Genomic DNA, 14,147 nt, shown 5'->3' with positions numbered 1-14,147 from the left:
CTCATTTGAGTTTCTGGACACCTGCCATTAGCTGTGTTGAGCCTCTTCCTGCTTGTGTCTGAGCCGCCTCTGTTCCACGAGTAAGAAGGGTCTGGATAGCACTTCCCACGTTATATCCCGCCCAACTCATTGCACCGATAAAGATCATCGGCAGCAAAACAAACATTGCGCCCATGACGTACTCGATCACCTGCGCGGTGACCGTTCCGTCCATGAAGCCTGCTGTCGGCAACGACAACAGCGCCTGGTCTGTGATCGATACCTGGTTGTACAGAGTTTCCAGCATGCTCGAGTCGATCCAGCGCGCGAGCTCCCACCAGAACGTCAGCATGTGCAGCGTGAACAGCGCGAATGTGATCGTCATGAGCGCCTTGAGCTGGTAGGTGCTGATCAGCAGTACCAGCGGCAAACTGATGATCGTACCCATGATCATAAAAGCCTGGACCATCGGCAATGCCGCGCGTAACGCATTCATTGCCGGGAAGTTGCTGAACGAGCCCAGCGCAAGGCCGGTGTTGGTGGCCAGGTTGTTGAGCCCTTGCGTCAACGAACCGCCGCGTGCACTGCTGCCGTAGTCCTGGAACACCTGCCCAGGTGTCATGCTCAATGACTGCTGCCGTGGGCTCACCAGCTCGCGCAAGGTGGCGTCTTCGACCTCCGCAGAGGTGTGCCCCGTCAGCCAGCCGCGCAGTTGCGATAGCAGTGATGGATCGACCTCGGCTACCAAGCGATCGCGCAGTCCGATCGTGCCGTCGTCCCACCACTGCTTGCAGGTGGGGTAGCCGGCGCCGTTGTCGAGCCGGGGCAGGGAGGTATCCCGCGTCTCGTCGTACGGCCAATCGACTCGGGGCATTCGCGAGCGGTCGGTATCGTAGTAGCCCGGTGTGTTGAGCAGGTACGTCGAGCCAATCCAGGACGCGTCGTAGCTCTGCGACTCGTCCAGCTCGGGGCGATTGGTGAACAGCCTCGAGCGCGAAAAACCGTAGCAATCCCGGGTGAAGTCGGCAACTTCCTGTAGCAGCACCTGGTCGTTGATCCGCGAACTGTCGATCTCCATGCGCATCGCACGGATGTCGGGCGCGCACGGAATCGATGCGGTCGCCGCGGCGGTGATGCCCTTGCTCATGGCATGCACGAGGAACCACCACACCGGCACGTTCGATGACTTCTCGCCGATGGTGTTGAAAGTCGTGGCCCAGGCCGTGTCGGCGGGCTTGGCCATTGAGACCCCACAGCGCTGGCTCGCGGCATCGTCGAAAGTCAGGGAGGACAGGTTCAGCGGGAAGAACGGCATGCAGCCGAACAGAATGACCACGTAGCTCATCCACAGCCGGTTCTCGACGCGAGGGATCGACAGCAGGCCCTTGTTGCCTTCGTCAGCACCCTGTTGGCGGGCCGACAGCCATTCCTGCAGGATGACCGCACCGAAGGGAGCGGCGAACAGCCCGGTGTCCACTAGCGTATTCCAGATGCCGTTGTTGATGATCCAGGCCAGCAGCGACAGATAGTACTCAAGGTAACTGTTGGTGCTCATGTTCATGACTGCCCCTCACACGCGAGACAGTTCGACCAGGATGATCGAGCTGAAACCGATCAACCCGAGACGCTTTAGCCGTTGCTGGTCCACAGGCGAAGGCCGCATGCGCAACGCTGCGGCCCAACCGGTGAAGATCAGGGTGTACAGCAGGATGCGCCACCACGCGAAGTAGGCGGTAGTCGCCCGCGTGGGTGCGAGCCAATCCAGTTGGGCGGCGGGCAGTTGAAGTGCCATCCAGCCAATCAGCAACATGATCAGCATGGTGCCGAGGATCAGCAGCACGCGGGCGATCATGGACCTCACAGAAATCGGCATCATGGCGTGCTCCTCTCTTGTTCAGCGCGGCGCAGTCGGTCCTGTATCGGGTCGCGCTGATCGATGCTGCGTGAGGCGTCGGCGCCACCGGCGTGGCGATCGAGGACCAGGCTGGCGGTATTGGTGGCCAGCGACTGGCGTACCTGCAGCTCGGTTTGCAGCAGGCGGATCTCGCGTTCCAGGGTTTCCACGTTGCTGTTGAGGGCGGTAGTGGCGGGCTGCGCCGATGCCACGTTCGGTTCGTGGCTGCCGGCGAACAGCGTGCGCTGCAACAGCATCGCCTTGTAGATCACGCTGGACAGCGCGGTTTCACTGGCCAGGCGCCGGGCCAGCAAGTTCTGGTCGGGGTCATCGCGCAGCCCCTCGATGACGCCGCGGGAGACCTGCAGCAAGGGGCTGGAAACTTTGCCGAGGTTCTCTGGGGTGGGCTGATTGGCGCCCGAGACCATGCGCTGCAGGCCTTCCAAGTGTTCCGTGTAGGTTTCCTGTATCAGCGGCGACAGGCCCGTACCGGCGGTTACGCGCAGCGTCTCGCAGTCATCGCAGGTTTCCACCTCGGTTTCACCGAGCACCCGTGTCGCCCATTCAGAGGCCTCCTCGGGGCTCGACCAGGCCTGGCAGATGGCGCCATTCTGGCAAGCCGAACCGAGGGCGGAGGTGTCCTCGACGGATCGGTTGTGCAGCAGGTTGTAGCCGGCCTTAACCACATCCGAAGTCACCCGGATGGGTTGCTGTCCATTACCCCCCGCTTTCTGACCGCCTACCCAGCTGACGCCGTTATTGCCGTTGTTCGACTCGGTATCCTTCACCGCCATTACGGCATCGCCGCCGGACTGCTCGAGGTTGTGCTGCATCTCCTGGTTCTGGGCCAGCGCACCCCATCCGGCCTGGTCGACCTTGTCGGCCATTTTCGCGGCCATTGCCTGGCAGGTGAGTTTGGAACGATCGAAGTCGATGCGCCCCTGCAGTACGCCATTGCTCAGCAGCTCATACAGCCCGGGGTTGGCGCGCTGGATGATCATCGCTGGCAGCGACATGACCGCCTGTGTGGCGTTCTGAATGACGTTGCCCATGATCTGCTGGAAGCCCTGGGTGGCGCCATTGAGCTGGTTCTGCAGGGTGTTCGAGAGATTCATGTTTCCGCACATCATGTTGGCGCGCCAAGACATGCCCACGCCGAGGCCATTGGGTCGGTAGAGTGAGGAGGGTGCTCCCGCCGCCGAACCGCCGCCTATGGTGTACATCACACGGTCGTCCAGGACCGGCGCCTCGTCACCGAGGTGGTACCCATTGTCAGCGGCATGGCCTGCGTCACATATGAGTAAGCACACCAAACCGAGCGCGAGGTTTTTCATCACTGGCCTCCATCAAAGTCGATGCTGAACAGAAACGTCTGACCCATACGCTGGCAGCAGCGGTAGGGCCGCCACAGCGACCAGGCATAGGCGCCGTCGGCGCTCTGGATCGTTGGGCTGGGGAAGATGGCGCAGGTGTTCTGGATTACCGGGACAAGCAACTGCCAGCGGTGGTTGTTGGCGTTGTTTTCCATCACCGGCAGCGGCGGCCAGTAGCCGGGAGCCGGCATAGGCTGCAGAGGTAGATAAACGTGCGGCTGGCCGACGCGGGTAATGAAGTCGCTGGCGCGCTGGGCCATCACGGCAGCCGCCTTGAAATCATCAGGCTGCACCAGAAAGCCGTGTCGCGGATACACGCTGCCCCACATGTCTCCGAGTGCCTGGTTGCCGATCTCGCGCATTCCCGGGACCAGTGCCTGTGGGTAGACGGACTCGGGGATCGCTTGGCGCCACGCCAACGGGTCGAGCGTGCTGAGGTAGTAGGGCGCAAACGGTACGGCTCCGCTTGAGCACGCATAACCGAATGTATGCGCGAAAGCTGTGAGGGCTGCCCCGCCGGGATGGCCAATGCCGTCGACATTCTTGAACCTGGGCAGGTTATCGCGCTGCGGCGAAGGCGTGATCAGGTTGCCACCTCCTTGCGACGCCGGCGTCGGCGCCGACAGCGCCGACATCTCGCTCCAGGGATTGGCGCCGGTGTCGGCATAGCTCGATACCACCAGCTCGGGAATGAAGTGACGGATCTTCGGTGAGGTTCGCACCGTGCAGCCGAACGGTGTGCACAGCAGCCAATAGCAGATGCCGACGACCCGGTACTCCAGGCACTGCAGCGAAGTGACGGAGGCGATGACGGTAGGAGTGGTCAATGCTAGGCACTGCTCGGCGGCCACCAGCAAAACAGTGGCGGTGAAGGCACGGCCACGGCGAGCCTTTCTGGATTTCGGCGCTTTGCTTCGAGTGAAGACGGTGACGTTCATGGGCAACGCTCGGCAGGTGGCAGCGGTGTGCATCCATGCGCCAAGTTTCAGCATCCCGTATTCGAGGCAGTTGGTGGGCGGACAAACCGCGGCCAGGACGATCGTTTTAGGAGGTAGCCGGCTAAAGGGAGCTGATAAGGCAGCATGGCAGGAGTACAAATGTACTCATGTGTCGCGCTATCGAATGTTGTGCGCGATGGGGCCGAGGTGGTCGTTTGGCGTTAGAAATAGGAGCAGGGTATGGGCGAGCGCACTCTTTGGGGATGCTAGACGCCGGTGGAGCGCTCACCCAGCAGGCAGTTGACGTTTGGCGGGAGTTCCGCGCCGCTGAGGTAGGCCCGGCATCTGAGGCGGAAGTTGTCCGGCAGCGATTATTGGCTGATACCCTCTAGCATGCAGCTGTGGACTTTCAGCTGATCAAGTCCGGCCAAGCCGTCCATACCTTTCATTGAACAGCCAAAACTGAGGATGCTTTGAGATGGGGAATAGACCACCGATTCTGTATCCAGACCATCCAATGTTTACCGATGCGGCGGAAGCGCTGAAGAACTATCACGAGGCCCAGGCCGCTGGTGCGCCGCCCCTTGAGGTCGAGCGGCTCCGCCAGATTGCCGAGTCGCAGTATCAGGCTGTGAATGAATACCAGCTCAGAGCGCTAGGTCGCCTTGGCGGCCGTGGTGGCCCTGCTCACTAACCGGCTCAATCAGCTCTGGCCCTTGATTGCGCACGTTTCCGACTGCCTTGCCGACCGGATACCATCGAAAATCCTCTGCCGGGCGGCATCCCGTCTCTACGATCGCCGCAGCGCGTTCGGGCGATGTGCCTGGGTCCAACCATTCCCTAGCTACCTCAGGTGCAAGCACCAAGGGCTTCCTGTCGTGGATGTCGACCAAGCCTTGATCTGCAGCTGCCGTGATAACCACGAATCCATCGTGGTCGTTCGGTTCGATTCCCTGGTGCACCTGCGCAAGTGCGCCAAAGAAAAGCGGGCCGCCGTCGGCGCTCGTGATGTAGTACGGCTGCTTTCGCTTGGGGTCGGCTGAGTCCGGGATCCACTCGAACCAGCCATTTGCAGGGGCTAGGGCTCTACCGCCTGGCCACAACCCCTTGAAAAACCTCCCCGTCATCACCGTTTCTGCTCGAGCATTGATCGGGTCGGGACGTTTCCCCTTCGCCCAAAATGGCGACCATCCCCATTTGACGCGATCCACACTCAGGCCTTCACCGATCTGGCGAATGATTTCGACACGCGTCGAAGGCGCCACGTTGAAGCGACTGATTGGCTCGTGGTCGTATCCATTGATCACCACCAGGTCCAGCGATAGCTGGCGCAGGTAGTGATCCATCGACTCATACATCGAGTACCGTCCGCACATAACCCGCCTCTCGCTTGTCAGAATTTTCATCGCCCAGGATTGACCGGGCACCCAATGCCATATTTACTGTATATGCATACAGTTTGCATTGGACCTTCCATCATGACCATCACATTCTTGGGCGTGCCCACCGGCGGCACTGAACCCTTACCCCTGTATTCGTTTCACGTCCCTGCCGGCTTCCCGTCGCCTGCAGCGGATCACTTGGAAGGCCATATTTCCCTCGATGAGCTATTCGACCTCCGCGCGCCGCATGTGTATCTGGTGAAAGTGGAGGGCGATAGCATGCAGGGCGCCGGCATCTATTCTGGGGATATCGTCATCGTAGACCGGGGGCGAGAAGCGGAGCATGGCGATATCGTTATTGCGGCCGTCAACAGCGAACCGGTATGCAAAAGGCTTCACCGTCGTGACGGAGTGGTAATCCTCAAGTCGGAGAACACAGCGTATCCCCCACGCTACATCATGGAAGGTGACGACCTGGTCGTTTGGGGTGTGGTTCGGTACAGCGTCCGTGATCATGCGCAGTGACCCGGTATTCGCGCTCATTGATTGCAATAGCTTTTACGCAAGCTGTGAGCGCGTGTTCCGGCCGGATCTGGCGAAGACGCCGATTGTCGTACTGAGCAACAACGACGGCTGTGTGATCGCCAGGTCTTACGACGCGAAGCCCTACGTGAAGATGGGTGAGCCTTATTTTCAGGCGAAGGACAAGCTCCGCCGACACGGCGTCGTGGCGTTCAGCAGCAACTACGCTTTGTACGGCGACATGAGCGAGCGGGTTATGACGCTGATCGAATCGATGGTTCCGGCGACTGAGGTCTATAGCATCGATGAATGCTTTGCTGACCTATCCGGCATTCCTGAAAACCTGACCGAGTTCGGGCGAAAGGTTCGATCGAGAATTTTCCAGTGCACGGGCATCCCGGTCGGTGTAGGTATCGCCAGCACAAAGACGCTCGCCAAGCTGGCTAACCATACGGCTAAACGCCTCCAGGCGCAGACCGGCGGAGTGGTGGACATCACTGAGCCGTTCAAGCGCGATTGGGTGCTGCGCAATACCGAGGTGAAAGAGGTATGGGGCATTGGCCGGCGGATGACAGCTCACCTCGAAGCGATGGGCATCCGGACGGCCATGGACTTGGCCAAGGCCGACGCGTGGACACTTCGGCAGAAGTTCAGCGTGGTGGTGGAAAAGACTGCCCGCGAACTGGGCGGCACGCCATGCCTTGAGCTCGATGAGGCTGAACCACCCAAACAAGAAATTTGCTGCAGCCGGATGTTTGGCAAGCGGCTAACCGAGCTGGCGCCAATCAAGCAAGCCGTGGCCACCTACGTCGGGCGAGCGGCGGAGAAGCTCCGCTCCCAAGGTTCGGTGTGCAAGCGCATGCGCGTGAGCATCCGCACGGGGATGTTCAATCCGGACGAGGCCCATCACGCCCAGGGCGCTCTGGTGGAGCTGCCATACCCAACCTGCGACACGCTACTGATGACCAGATTGGCCACCGACGCAGTCGCGCGGGTCTTTCGGCAGGGGTTCCGGTACAGCAAAGCAGAGGTCCTGCTGATGGACCTGCGGCAGCCCGGCGAGTTTTCAGAGGATTTGTTTGCGCTGAAGCAATCAGTTGCATGTGACCGGCTGATGCAGGTGATGGACAACATCAACGAGCGCTGGGGAAGGGGAACGATGCGTGCCGGTAGTGTGCCGGTGGCGCCAGAGTGGGGGATGAGGAGGGAAATGATGAGCCAATCCTTTACGACCAGGATCGATCAGTTGTGGAGGGTCAAATGCTGAACCTTCCTGCGGCGTGGCTGGTTGAACTGAATGATCAGACGGAGCTTCAAGCTGCTCCGTACGGCCGTGCGTTGGTGCTGAACGAGATGGCGTATGCCGACCATCGCCGGCAGGAGATCAGCGATGAGGATTTGACGGAGATGCTCGAGCTTGCGGACGCAGGCAGGGAATGGGCTTTGCTCGAGGATTAGGAGGGTTGGCTCGGGACGGCCTGGGGAGAGGGAGGCGGCAGTCAGTACCGAAACAGGAGGGCGCCCATATCAGCGTGTGGAATCCGCACAGATGCATGGCGCAGGCCATCACCTTACCGCTGATGCGGGAGTGATTATGACATGCCACGCAGGCGATCAATCTCCGCCGCGACCTGTAGGGCAGCCTCCAGCTCGGACTGCTGGTGCTCTTCCATCAAGCGCCAGCGTTGGGCTTTTTCTTCGGGCTCGGTCATGGCCAACGCGAGGTACAGGCTCGGCGGCACAGCACGGAACAGCGTTTCCAGATTCTTCGACAGGACCACGCCCTCGGTGTATTTGCCCGAGGCCTTGCTCGCGGAAAGTAGCAAAGCTTTCTGCGCTGGCGTGAGCTTCTTGAATCGGGCGATCTCCTCGATTTCCGCAGGCGGCATGTTCAAGCAGATCCACCACTCGATCATGTTGAGCATGGTCTGCGCCGCGTCGGGCAAGTCGGCCATGTTCTGTGTTGCTAGCCAGAACCAGGCCCCGAGCTTGCGCCACATCTTCGTACCCTTGACTACAAAGGGTGCCAGCAGCGGGTTCTTGGTGATGATGTGGCCTTCGTCGGTAACCATGATGATCGGTCGCCCCAGGTACTGATCGCGCTCGGCGATGTTGTTCACCGTGTTCATCAGGCTGATGTAGCTGATCGACATCTGCGCCTCGTAACCCTCACGGGCGTACGTGGCGAGGTCGACGATCGTTACGTCGCTCTCCGGCCAGGGTGTGCCAGGCCGGTCGAACAGGGCGCCCTCGAACCCCTGGCAGAATAGGTCGATGGACTCGGCCATCTCCTGCGCGCGCTCGCGACGTTTGTCGGGCAGATGGGTGTCGCTGGCGACCTTACGCAGGGCATCGCGGACATGACGGGTCAGCACCTGCTGCTCAGTCGTCGCGCAGAGTCGGGCGGCATCGAGGATGCACTCGCGGATCAGGCTGCGGTCCGCCCGGGTCAGGCGCGCCTCTTCCTTGGCTTCGCCGCCGGTTATCATCAGCCGCGCGGTGATCTCCAGCTCGCCCAGCACGTCGCGCTGCTCATCACTGTCCGACGCGGCCTCATCCAGGTCTTCAGTCGACAAGCTGGCGACCTGGTCCGGATGTTCGATCAGGCGCCAGGCATGGGCAAACGGCGCCAGGCTCACATCACTGCCCGGTTTGAGCTGAACCTTATTGACGGACAGCCCGAGGGTGGCGAAGTAGTTGCCCTGCAGGCCAAAGGAGTTGCCCGCTTCGACGATGAACAGCCGCGGCCGGTACACGGCCATGACCTGCATCAGGATCGAGACCAGGGTGGCCGACTTGCCGGCGCCCGTCGGGCCAAACAACAGCAGGTGGCCGTTCATGGAGCGGTCAAAGCGCGACAGTGGGTCGAACGACAGCGGCGCGCCACCGCGGTTGAAGAAGGTGATGCCCGGGCTGCCGGTACCGATGCTGCGTCCCCAGAGCGGCAGCAGGTTGGCGACGTGCTGAGCAAACAGCAGCCGGGTGTACCAATTGCGTGTGTCCCGCGCCGGGTTGTAGACCATCGGCAACCAGCGCAAATAGCTGTTGCACGCGGCCACTTCATCGCCCTCGCGCACCGGTTGTAGGCCGGCACCGAGCAGCACATTGGCGGCCTGGATCGAACGCTGGCGCAGCTGCTGTTCATCGGCGCCGCGCAGGTACAGCGCCAACGTGCCACGGTACAGCTTGTGCTGGCGACCAATCAGCGCGCGGGCTTCTTCCACGTCCTGGCGGGTCTGGGTCGAGGCGAGGTTCTCGCCGATGGCTTTGCGCGTCAGGCGATTGAGTTGCTCCTCGAGCACATCCTGGGGCGTGATCACCAGAGTCAGGCTCAGCACCGCCTGCTCGGGCAATTGATCGAACAAGGCGTTCAACGCCTCGCCTTTGCGCGTCTCACCGGTCAACTGGCCGATATGCGGCGGTCTACGCAGCTTGTCGACCACCATCACGGCGTGGGGCTGCTGATCGAAGTACCACAGACCCTGCTCGCTATCGGAGCGCGGTTCCTGGAAGAACAGCCGCTCGGCAAAGTCGTGGTCAAACGGCAGCGGCAGCTCCTCGCCGTCATCCATTTCCGGATAAGGCACACGTCGATAGAACGCGGCGGGGGATTCGCCGATGAGGGCAGGGGCTGGGTTGAACCAAGGCAGCAACCAGGCGTAGAAATCACGCCCGGTCAGGCGTCGAGGGCTGACCCCGCACGCCTGCAGCGAGGCCACCAAGCGGTCGCAGGTGCGGTTCAACAGCTGGACCGGGCTCTGCCCATCCTCGTCAGCCTGCTCCCCCAGCCAGCGGTAGACCACCAGGCGAATCCGCCGATTGCTGCCGCGCCAGGGCAGGTGAGACACCACATGGTCGTCGAACAACCCGCCCGGCTTGCCGACGGCGTCGAGGTGGCGTTGCATCGACGTGAGGAAGGCCTCGGTGAACGGCGTACCTCGCGCGCGCGGCGCGATATAGCGTTCCAGGCGTTCAAGGTACGGGGTGAAGTCACTGTCGTCCTGGCAGAAGAACTGCACCACCCAGGGCGCTTGGTCGAACTCGTCGAAGCTGTCTTGCAACGCATCTTCCAGCGCATCGCGCGCTGCCATTAGCCATTCGGGCTCGCGACCCTCGGTGCCGATCGGCTGCAGCTCGAACACGGCGCCCACGGAACGGTTGTCATCAAGCAGAAAGCACTGTCCCTCTTCCAGATACTCGACCCAGGGCACGTGGTCGGTGAAGCTGGGGTTGTGCGCATACTGGGCGGCCTCGTCGGCCAGGGTGGCGCGCCGGCGCTGTGCCGCGCGCCAGGGCTTCCAGCGGGACGGATCGCGACTCGCGTCATCAGCCATCACAGATCGTCCAGGCGCTCGCCGGGCAGCGCGTACTGGACCTTCTCGTACAACGGGAACACGGTCGAGTAGCCAGGCACCGGCGTTTGTTGGGTACCTGCCAGATGCGGGTAGACGTACATGACCAGGTCTGGATTGGGCAGACGTGGGAACTGGGCACGGATCTCATTGGCGGCGGTGCGCGTATAGGCGCTCTGGTCGTTGATCAGGCGTTCGGGATCAAGCACCGGTCGACGCAGTTCGCCACGCGCCTCCAACAGCTGTTGCTGAGTACCGACCGAGCCACCGCCGTTCCAGATATCAAGCATGGTGTGATCGCCGTGGGGCAGCATTTCTTCCTTGCTGGTGGAGCAGCCGGCCAGGTGCAGGCCGAGCAGCAGGCTAATCCAGATCCAGTACCGAGACGGATGGGCTTTCATGGTTCACTCTCCGGCCTTTGGGTTCGTAGTCGATGCTGATCTCGTTGTCCAGGTGCAGGGCCACTTTGGCCCCGGGCGGCACGTAGATGGCGGCGAAGGCTTCGCCGTAGAGCTTGTTGATCCACTCACGGATGTCGCCAATGCCACCGCTGATCACCGAGTTCAGCGCGCTGTTGCCGCTGTTCTGGCTCAAACCCAGGCTGCCGCTGGCCGAATTGATGAACGAGGTGTTGGTCTGCTCGCTGCCCAAGGCTGCGGCGAAGCCGGCGCCGGCCGCAGTGATCAAGCTCTGGCTGCCCAGATACTGCTGGGCGTTGGAGCGGCGCTCGCCGGAAATGCAGGGAATGCCGTACGGGTCGGAGATGTAGCCCAGGCTGCCACGGATCTTCTCGGTGTCCGAGGTCTGGGTGCTGCTGCGATTGCGGCTGACGATCTTCTGCGGCTGCGGCACCGTGCGGACAGTACCGTTGCTGAAGACGAAGGTGATCGATTCGACCTGGCCGCGCACGCAGGACAACGTCCAGTCACCGGCGGCGGTGCCGCTCATGACCGCGCCGACCACGTCCGGCAGGTCGATGCCGTTGGCAGTGAGGTTGTCTGTCCCTACCAGCACCTTGAACGGATAGGGATCGTTCACTGTGCCGTCCACCGGCACCCGGCCAATGAGCGCGGTCATGGCGATCGAGCCCATCAGCGTCGAATTCTCGGGGATTGTGTAGACGGGACGGGCACCTTCGGTACGGTCCTGGGCGTTCTCTAGGTTACGTTCGCCTATAGCGACGGCACGCAAGCGGTCCTGGCCACGGTCGATAGCGTTGTTGTCCAGACCGTGCAGGTCCTTGAACTTTGAGGTCAACGACGACAGCGGACCATCAGCTTTGCTGGTTTCCTCTTGCCCGGCGTGTGCATTCGACGGCTCGATCCACTGCACCGCATCTGCCGGTGCCTGAGGCCCTGCAAACTGCTGCTCGTCGCCTGGCTCGAGACCGAAGCCCGCGGGAACATCTGACTTCACGGCTGGCTTGCCGGTGAGCTGGTCCTTGAGCCTGGAGAGCAGCCCCTGGGTCTCGCGGTGCTGCTGCTCGGCTTTCTGCCGAGCATCGTTGGCCTGCTGGCGCTGCTCGGTGACCTGTTGGGTGACGCTGCTCAGCGTGCTCTGGATGCGCGTGTCGATGTTGCCTTCGCGCGTTCGCAGTCGGTTGTTCTCGGTCTGCAGGGCATCGTTGCCTTTCTTCAGCGTCTGCATCTCGCTGCGCATTGCCTTGACCTGGCCGATCAGCGTGGCAACGGTGTCGCGCGGGGTGTCGCCGGCGATGCCCAAGGCTTTGGCCTGTTCCGCGCTGAGCGTGGCATTCTCCGGATCGTGAGTGGGCTGGCCATCCGGGGCGGTCACCCAGGACTTGATGATGATCAGCACGATGCCCAACAGGACCGCAGGCACCAACCATTTCAGCAGGCCGTTAGCTTTCATGATCGGCAGCCTCCGGTTTTGGCGGGGGCAACAGCAGCGCATGCTTCAGGTCGCCGCCGCGGGTGACGAGGTAGGCCACGGTGGTATCTTCGGGCGTGCCGGTCAGACCGAGGTCCGTGTGCTGGAAGGTTGCGGCGTACAGCGTGGCTTGCAGGTGGCGCGGGTCCAGCACCACCTTGCCAGGACCACGATTCACGATCTTCACCGCCGTCACCCAGTAGTCGCCCAGCCGCCAGGCCGCGAGGGCCTTGATCGAAACCCGTTCGGTGGGCAGCAACGCACTGAACGCAACGGCGTCGCTCAGCGGCACCCGTCGCACACCGGGCAGTGGTGCCACGGTACGCAGGGGCGCATAGAGGTTCTGCGCTGCATAGCGGGTGAGCACCACCGGTACCGGCGTCGCTGCCGGTGCCGTCTCCTTCGCAGCGTCCACGTCCGATTCCGGAGCCTGGGCCACGATCTTGACCGGTTCCAGCGCCTCGTTGCCCTCAAGCGCCTCGATGTCGATCAGGATGATGTCGCCTGACTTCACCGACTGCAGTTGCAGCCGGGTAGGGGGAAGGGCTTCTGCAGCGCGAATATACACCGTGCCGCCGACGGACTGCACACGCAGCTTGCCGGCGATCGTGCCCGGCACCCCCACGCGAACATCCTCATCCAGCATCAGGACGCGCTCCTGGCCCACCATAAGTGGAACGGCCAGCGGCAGGCGATCCCAGTATTTGACCTCGACCGCACCGACTGCAGAGCACCAGCCTGCGGCTATCGCCAGCATCATGATCAAGACACGCATCATCCCGCACCTCCAGGCAGCGTCAGCTTCTGCGGTGTGCCTTCGTAGCAGTCCAGGGCCAGGCCCCACTTGTTGTGCTCGGGGTCGACGTCGAAGCGCACCACCCGTAGCGGATAGCGCACCACCACGCGTTTCACTGGCTCTGCGGCGTAGTACTCGTCGGCGTTGAGGTCGAGCTTCACCAGCCAGCTGTGCTTATCCAACTGCTTCACCCGCAGGTCGGGGTCGTCGCTGTAACCGCGGCCCAGCACCTCGTATACGCCGCGCACACGGCCGCGCAGTTCGCCGGCAGCCTTGCGGTACTCGAAATCACCGTCGAAGAAGGTCTTGCACGTCGGTGTCAGGTAGGGCTGCAGGGCAAAGATGGCGCGGTGGTAATCGACTTCGCCGTCGGTGGGCCAGCGGTTGAGCTGGCCAAAGATGTACAGCGCAAAGGCGTAGATGTTTTCTGGGGGTACATCCCACCACTTGCGCGTGCTGCCAGAGCGCAGATCAGGCGGTACGTGAATGGTCAGCTCGGTAGGGGAGTACTGCCAGCCGTACCACAGCCCGCAGCACAGCAGTGCCAGGATCGAAACGGCCAGACGCAGGCTGAAGATATGTGCCTGCTGCGCATCCACCTTGTTGCGAAAGCGGCTCATGGGGCGGTCCTCACATGTCGGCGCGTGCGGCGCACTGTCCACGGTCCCGAATGGAGGATCAGCTGATGAGTGCCGATGCCCCAGTGCACCGCCAAGTGCCACTGTAGACGGCGGTACAACCAGGTTTCGGGGCGGGCGCGCTTGGCCCGGCGCATCAGCTTGCCGCCGCTCAGCAATACCAGCGCCATGCAGATGAACATGCAGGTGGGGAGGGTGGCGATGGAGGCGGTGGCCACCGCCAGTGGTGCACCGAGGATCACACCCAGGCCGGCGCCCACGATCAGTGCGACCCACATCTCGTCGTTGGTGAGCCCGCGCAAAACGGCCGGGTCACGGTTGAGGCGCTCGGGGAGGAAGGTCAGCGTGCCGTCAGGCAAAGTGGCTGGGGCGTCGGACATGGT

15 protein-coding genes are annotated in these 14,147 nt (G+C 62.2%); 4 read left to right on the top strand and 11 right to left on the bottom strand.

The features are described from left to right. Window position 1: 1 nt before the first annotated feature. From IAE38_RS02340 to IAE38_RS02325, 4 genes are read right to left on the bottom strand one after another with little or no spacing between them, the layout of a single operon-like run. Window positions 2–1,540 (bottom strand): conjugal transfer protein TraG N-terminal domain-containing protein, encoded by a 1,539-nt coding sequence (locus IAE38_RS02340; protein ID WP_201215615.1) that lies wholly within the window; start codon window positions 1,538–1,540, stop codon window positions 2–4. Between the two features lie 9 nt (window positions 1,541–1,549). Continuing rightward, window positions 1,550–1,855, bottom strand: coding sequence for a hypothetical protein (locus IAE38_RS02335; RefSeq protein WP_201215613.1), 306 nt, complete (start codon window positions 1,853–1,855; stop codon window positions 1,550–1,552). Beyond that, entirely contained in the window at window positions 1,852–3,207 is a 1,356-nt protein-coding gene (locus tag IAE38_RS02330; RefSeq protein ID WP_201215611.1) for an integrating conjugative element protein, read from the bottom strand. Before IAE38_RS02330 ends, IAE38_RS02335 begins: the two co-directional genes overlap by 4 nt. Next, entirely contained in the window at window positions 3,207–4,184 is a 978-nt protein-coding gene (locus IAE38_RS02325; RefSeq protein WP_201215609.1) for a TIGR03756 family integrating conjugative element protein, read from the bottom strand. The genes IAE38_RS02330 and IAE38_RS02325 overlap by 1 nt, the downstream gene beginning before the upstream one ends. A 478-nt stretch (window positions 4,185–4,662) precedes the next feature. Here IAE38_RS02325 and IAE38_RS23805 point away from each other — a divergent pair, with 478 nt between their 5' ends. Then, window positions 4,663–4,878: a hypothetical protein gene (locus IAE38_RS23805; RefSeq protein WP_236403377.1), complete on the top strand. Its 216-nt coding sequence runs from the start codon at window positions 4,663–4,665 to the stop codon at window positions 4,876–4,878. On the opposite strand, the gene IAE38_RS02320 is transcribed toward IAE38_RS23805, so the two are convergent. Beyond that, window positions 4,832–5,560, bottom strand: coding sequence for an SOS response-associated peptidase family protein (locus tag IAE38_RS02320; RefSeq protein WP_201215781.1), 729 nt, complete (start codon window positions 5,558–5,560; stop codon window positions 4,832–4,834). The two genes, IAE38_RS23805 and IAE38_RS02320, sit on opposite strands and share 47 nt — an antisense overlap. Window positions 5,561–5,662: 102 nt before the next feature. Between IAE38_RS02320 and IAE38_RS02315 the strand changes: the two genes are divergently transcribed. From IAE38_RS02315 to IAE38_RS02305, 3 genes are read left to right on the top strand one after another with little or no spacing between them, the layout of a single operon-like run. After that, window positions 5,663–6,091, top strand: a complete 429-nt coding sequence (locus IAE38_RS02315) for a LexA family protein (RefSeq protein ID WP_182375179.1) — start codon at window positions 5,663–5,665, stop codon at window positions 6,089–6,091. Then, window positions 6,081–7,355 (top strand): Y-family DNA polymerase, encoded by a 1,275-nt coding sequence (locus tag IAE38_RS02310; protein ID WP_201215608.1) that lies wholly within the window; start codon window positions 6,081–6,083, stop codon window positions 7,353–7,355. Before IAE38_RS02315 ends, IAE38_RS02310 begins: the two co-directional genes overlap by 11 nt. Further along, on the top strand, window positions 7,349–7,546 hold the full coding sequence (locus IAE38_RS02305; RefSeq protein ID WP_201215606.1) for a hypothetical protein: 198 nt from the start codon (window positions 7,349–7,351) through the stop codon (window positions 7,544–7,546). Before IAE38_RS02310 ends, IAE38_RS02305 begins: the two co-directional genes overlap by 7 nt. 134 nt (window positions 7,547–7,680) lie before the next feature. On the opposite strand, the gene IAE38_RS02300 is transcribed toward IAE38_RS02305, so the two are convergent. The 6 genes from IAE38_RS02300 to IAE38_RS02275 are packed head-to-tail and all read right to left on the bottom strand — an operon-like array spanning window position 7,681 to window position 14,144. After that, entirely contained in the window at window positions 7,681–10,422 is a 2,742-nt protein-coding gene (locus tag IAE38_RS02300; protein ID WP_201215604.1) for a conjugative transfer ATPase, read from the bottom strand. Then, window positions 10,422–10,841, bottom strand: a complete 420-nt coding sequence (locus IAE38_RS02295; RefSeq protein WP_201215603.1) for a TIGR03751 family conjugal transfer lipoprotein — start codon at window positions 10,839–10,841, stop codon at window positions 10,422–10,424. The genes IAE38_RS02300 and IAE38_RS02295 overlap by 1 nt, the downstream gene beginning before the upstream one ends. Next, the gene (locus IAE38_RS02290) at window positions 10,804–12,312 is read right to left on the bottom strand and encodes a TIGR03752 family integrating conjugative element protein (RefSeq protein WP_201215601.1); all 1,509 of its coding nucleotides are present in this window, start codon (window positions 12,310–12,312) and stop codon (window positions 10,804–10,806) included. The genes IAE38_RS02295 and IAE38_RS02290 overlap by 38 nt, the downstream gene beginning before the upstream one ends. Then, window positions 12,302–13,108 (bottom strand): TIGR03749 family integrating conjugative element protein, encoded by an 807-nt coding sequence (locus IAE38_RS02285; protein ID WP_201215599.1) that lies wholly within the window; start codon window positions 13,106–13,108, stop codon window positions 12,302–12,304. The genes IAE38_RS02290 and IAE38_RS02285 overlap by 11 nt, the downstream gene beginning before the upstream one ends. After that, window positions 13,105–13,746, bottom strand: coding sequence for a PFL_4703 family integrating conjugative element protein (locus IAE38_RS02280; protein WP_201215597.1), 642 nt, complete (start codon window positions 13,744–13,746; stop codon window positions 13,105–13,107). Before IAE38_RS02280 ends, IAE38_RS02285 begins: the two co-directional genes overlap by 4 nt. Next, complete coding sequence (locus IAE38_RS02275) at window positions 13,743–14,144, bottom strand: TIGR03750 family conjugal transfer protein (RefSeq protein WP_201215596.1); 402 nt, start codon at window positions 14,142–14,144, stop codon at window positions 13,743–13,745. The genes IAE38_RS02280 and IAE38_RS02275 overlap by 4 nt, the downstream gene beginning before the upstream one ends. Between the last annotated feature and the right edge of the window lie 3 nt (window positions 14,145–14,147).

The sequence above is a fragment of the Pseudomonas sp. S32 genome (genome assembly GCF_016648095.1).
GTDB classification, from domain to species: domain Bacteria; phylum Pseudomonadota; class Gammaproteobacteria; order Pseudomonadales; family Pseudomonadaceae; genus Aquipseudomonas; species Aquipseudomonas parafulva.
This window is presented reverse-complemented; position numbering and strand designations above follow the sequence as displayed.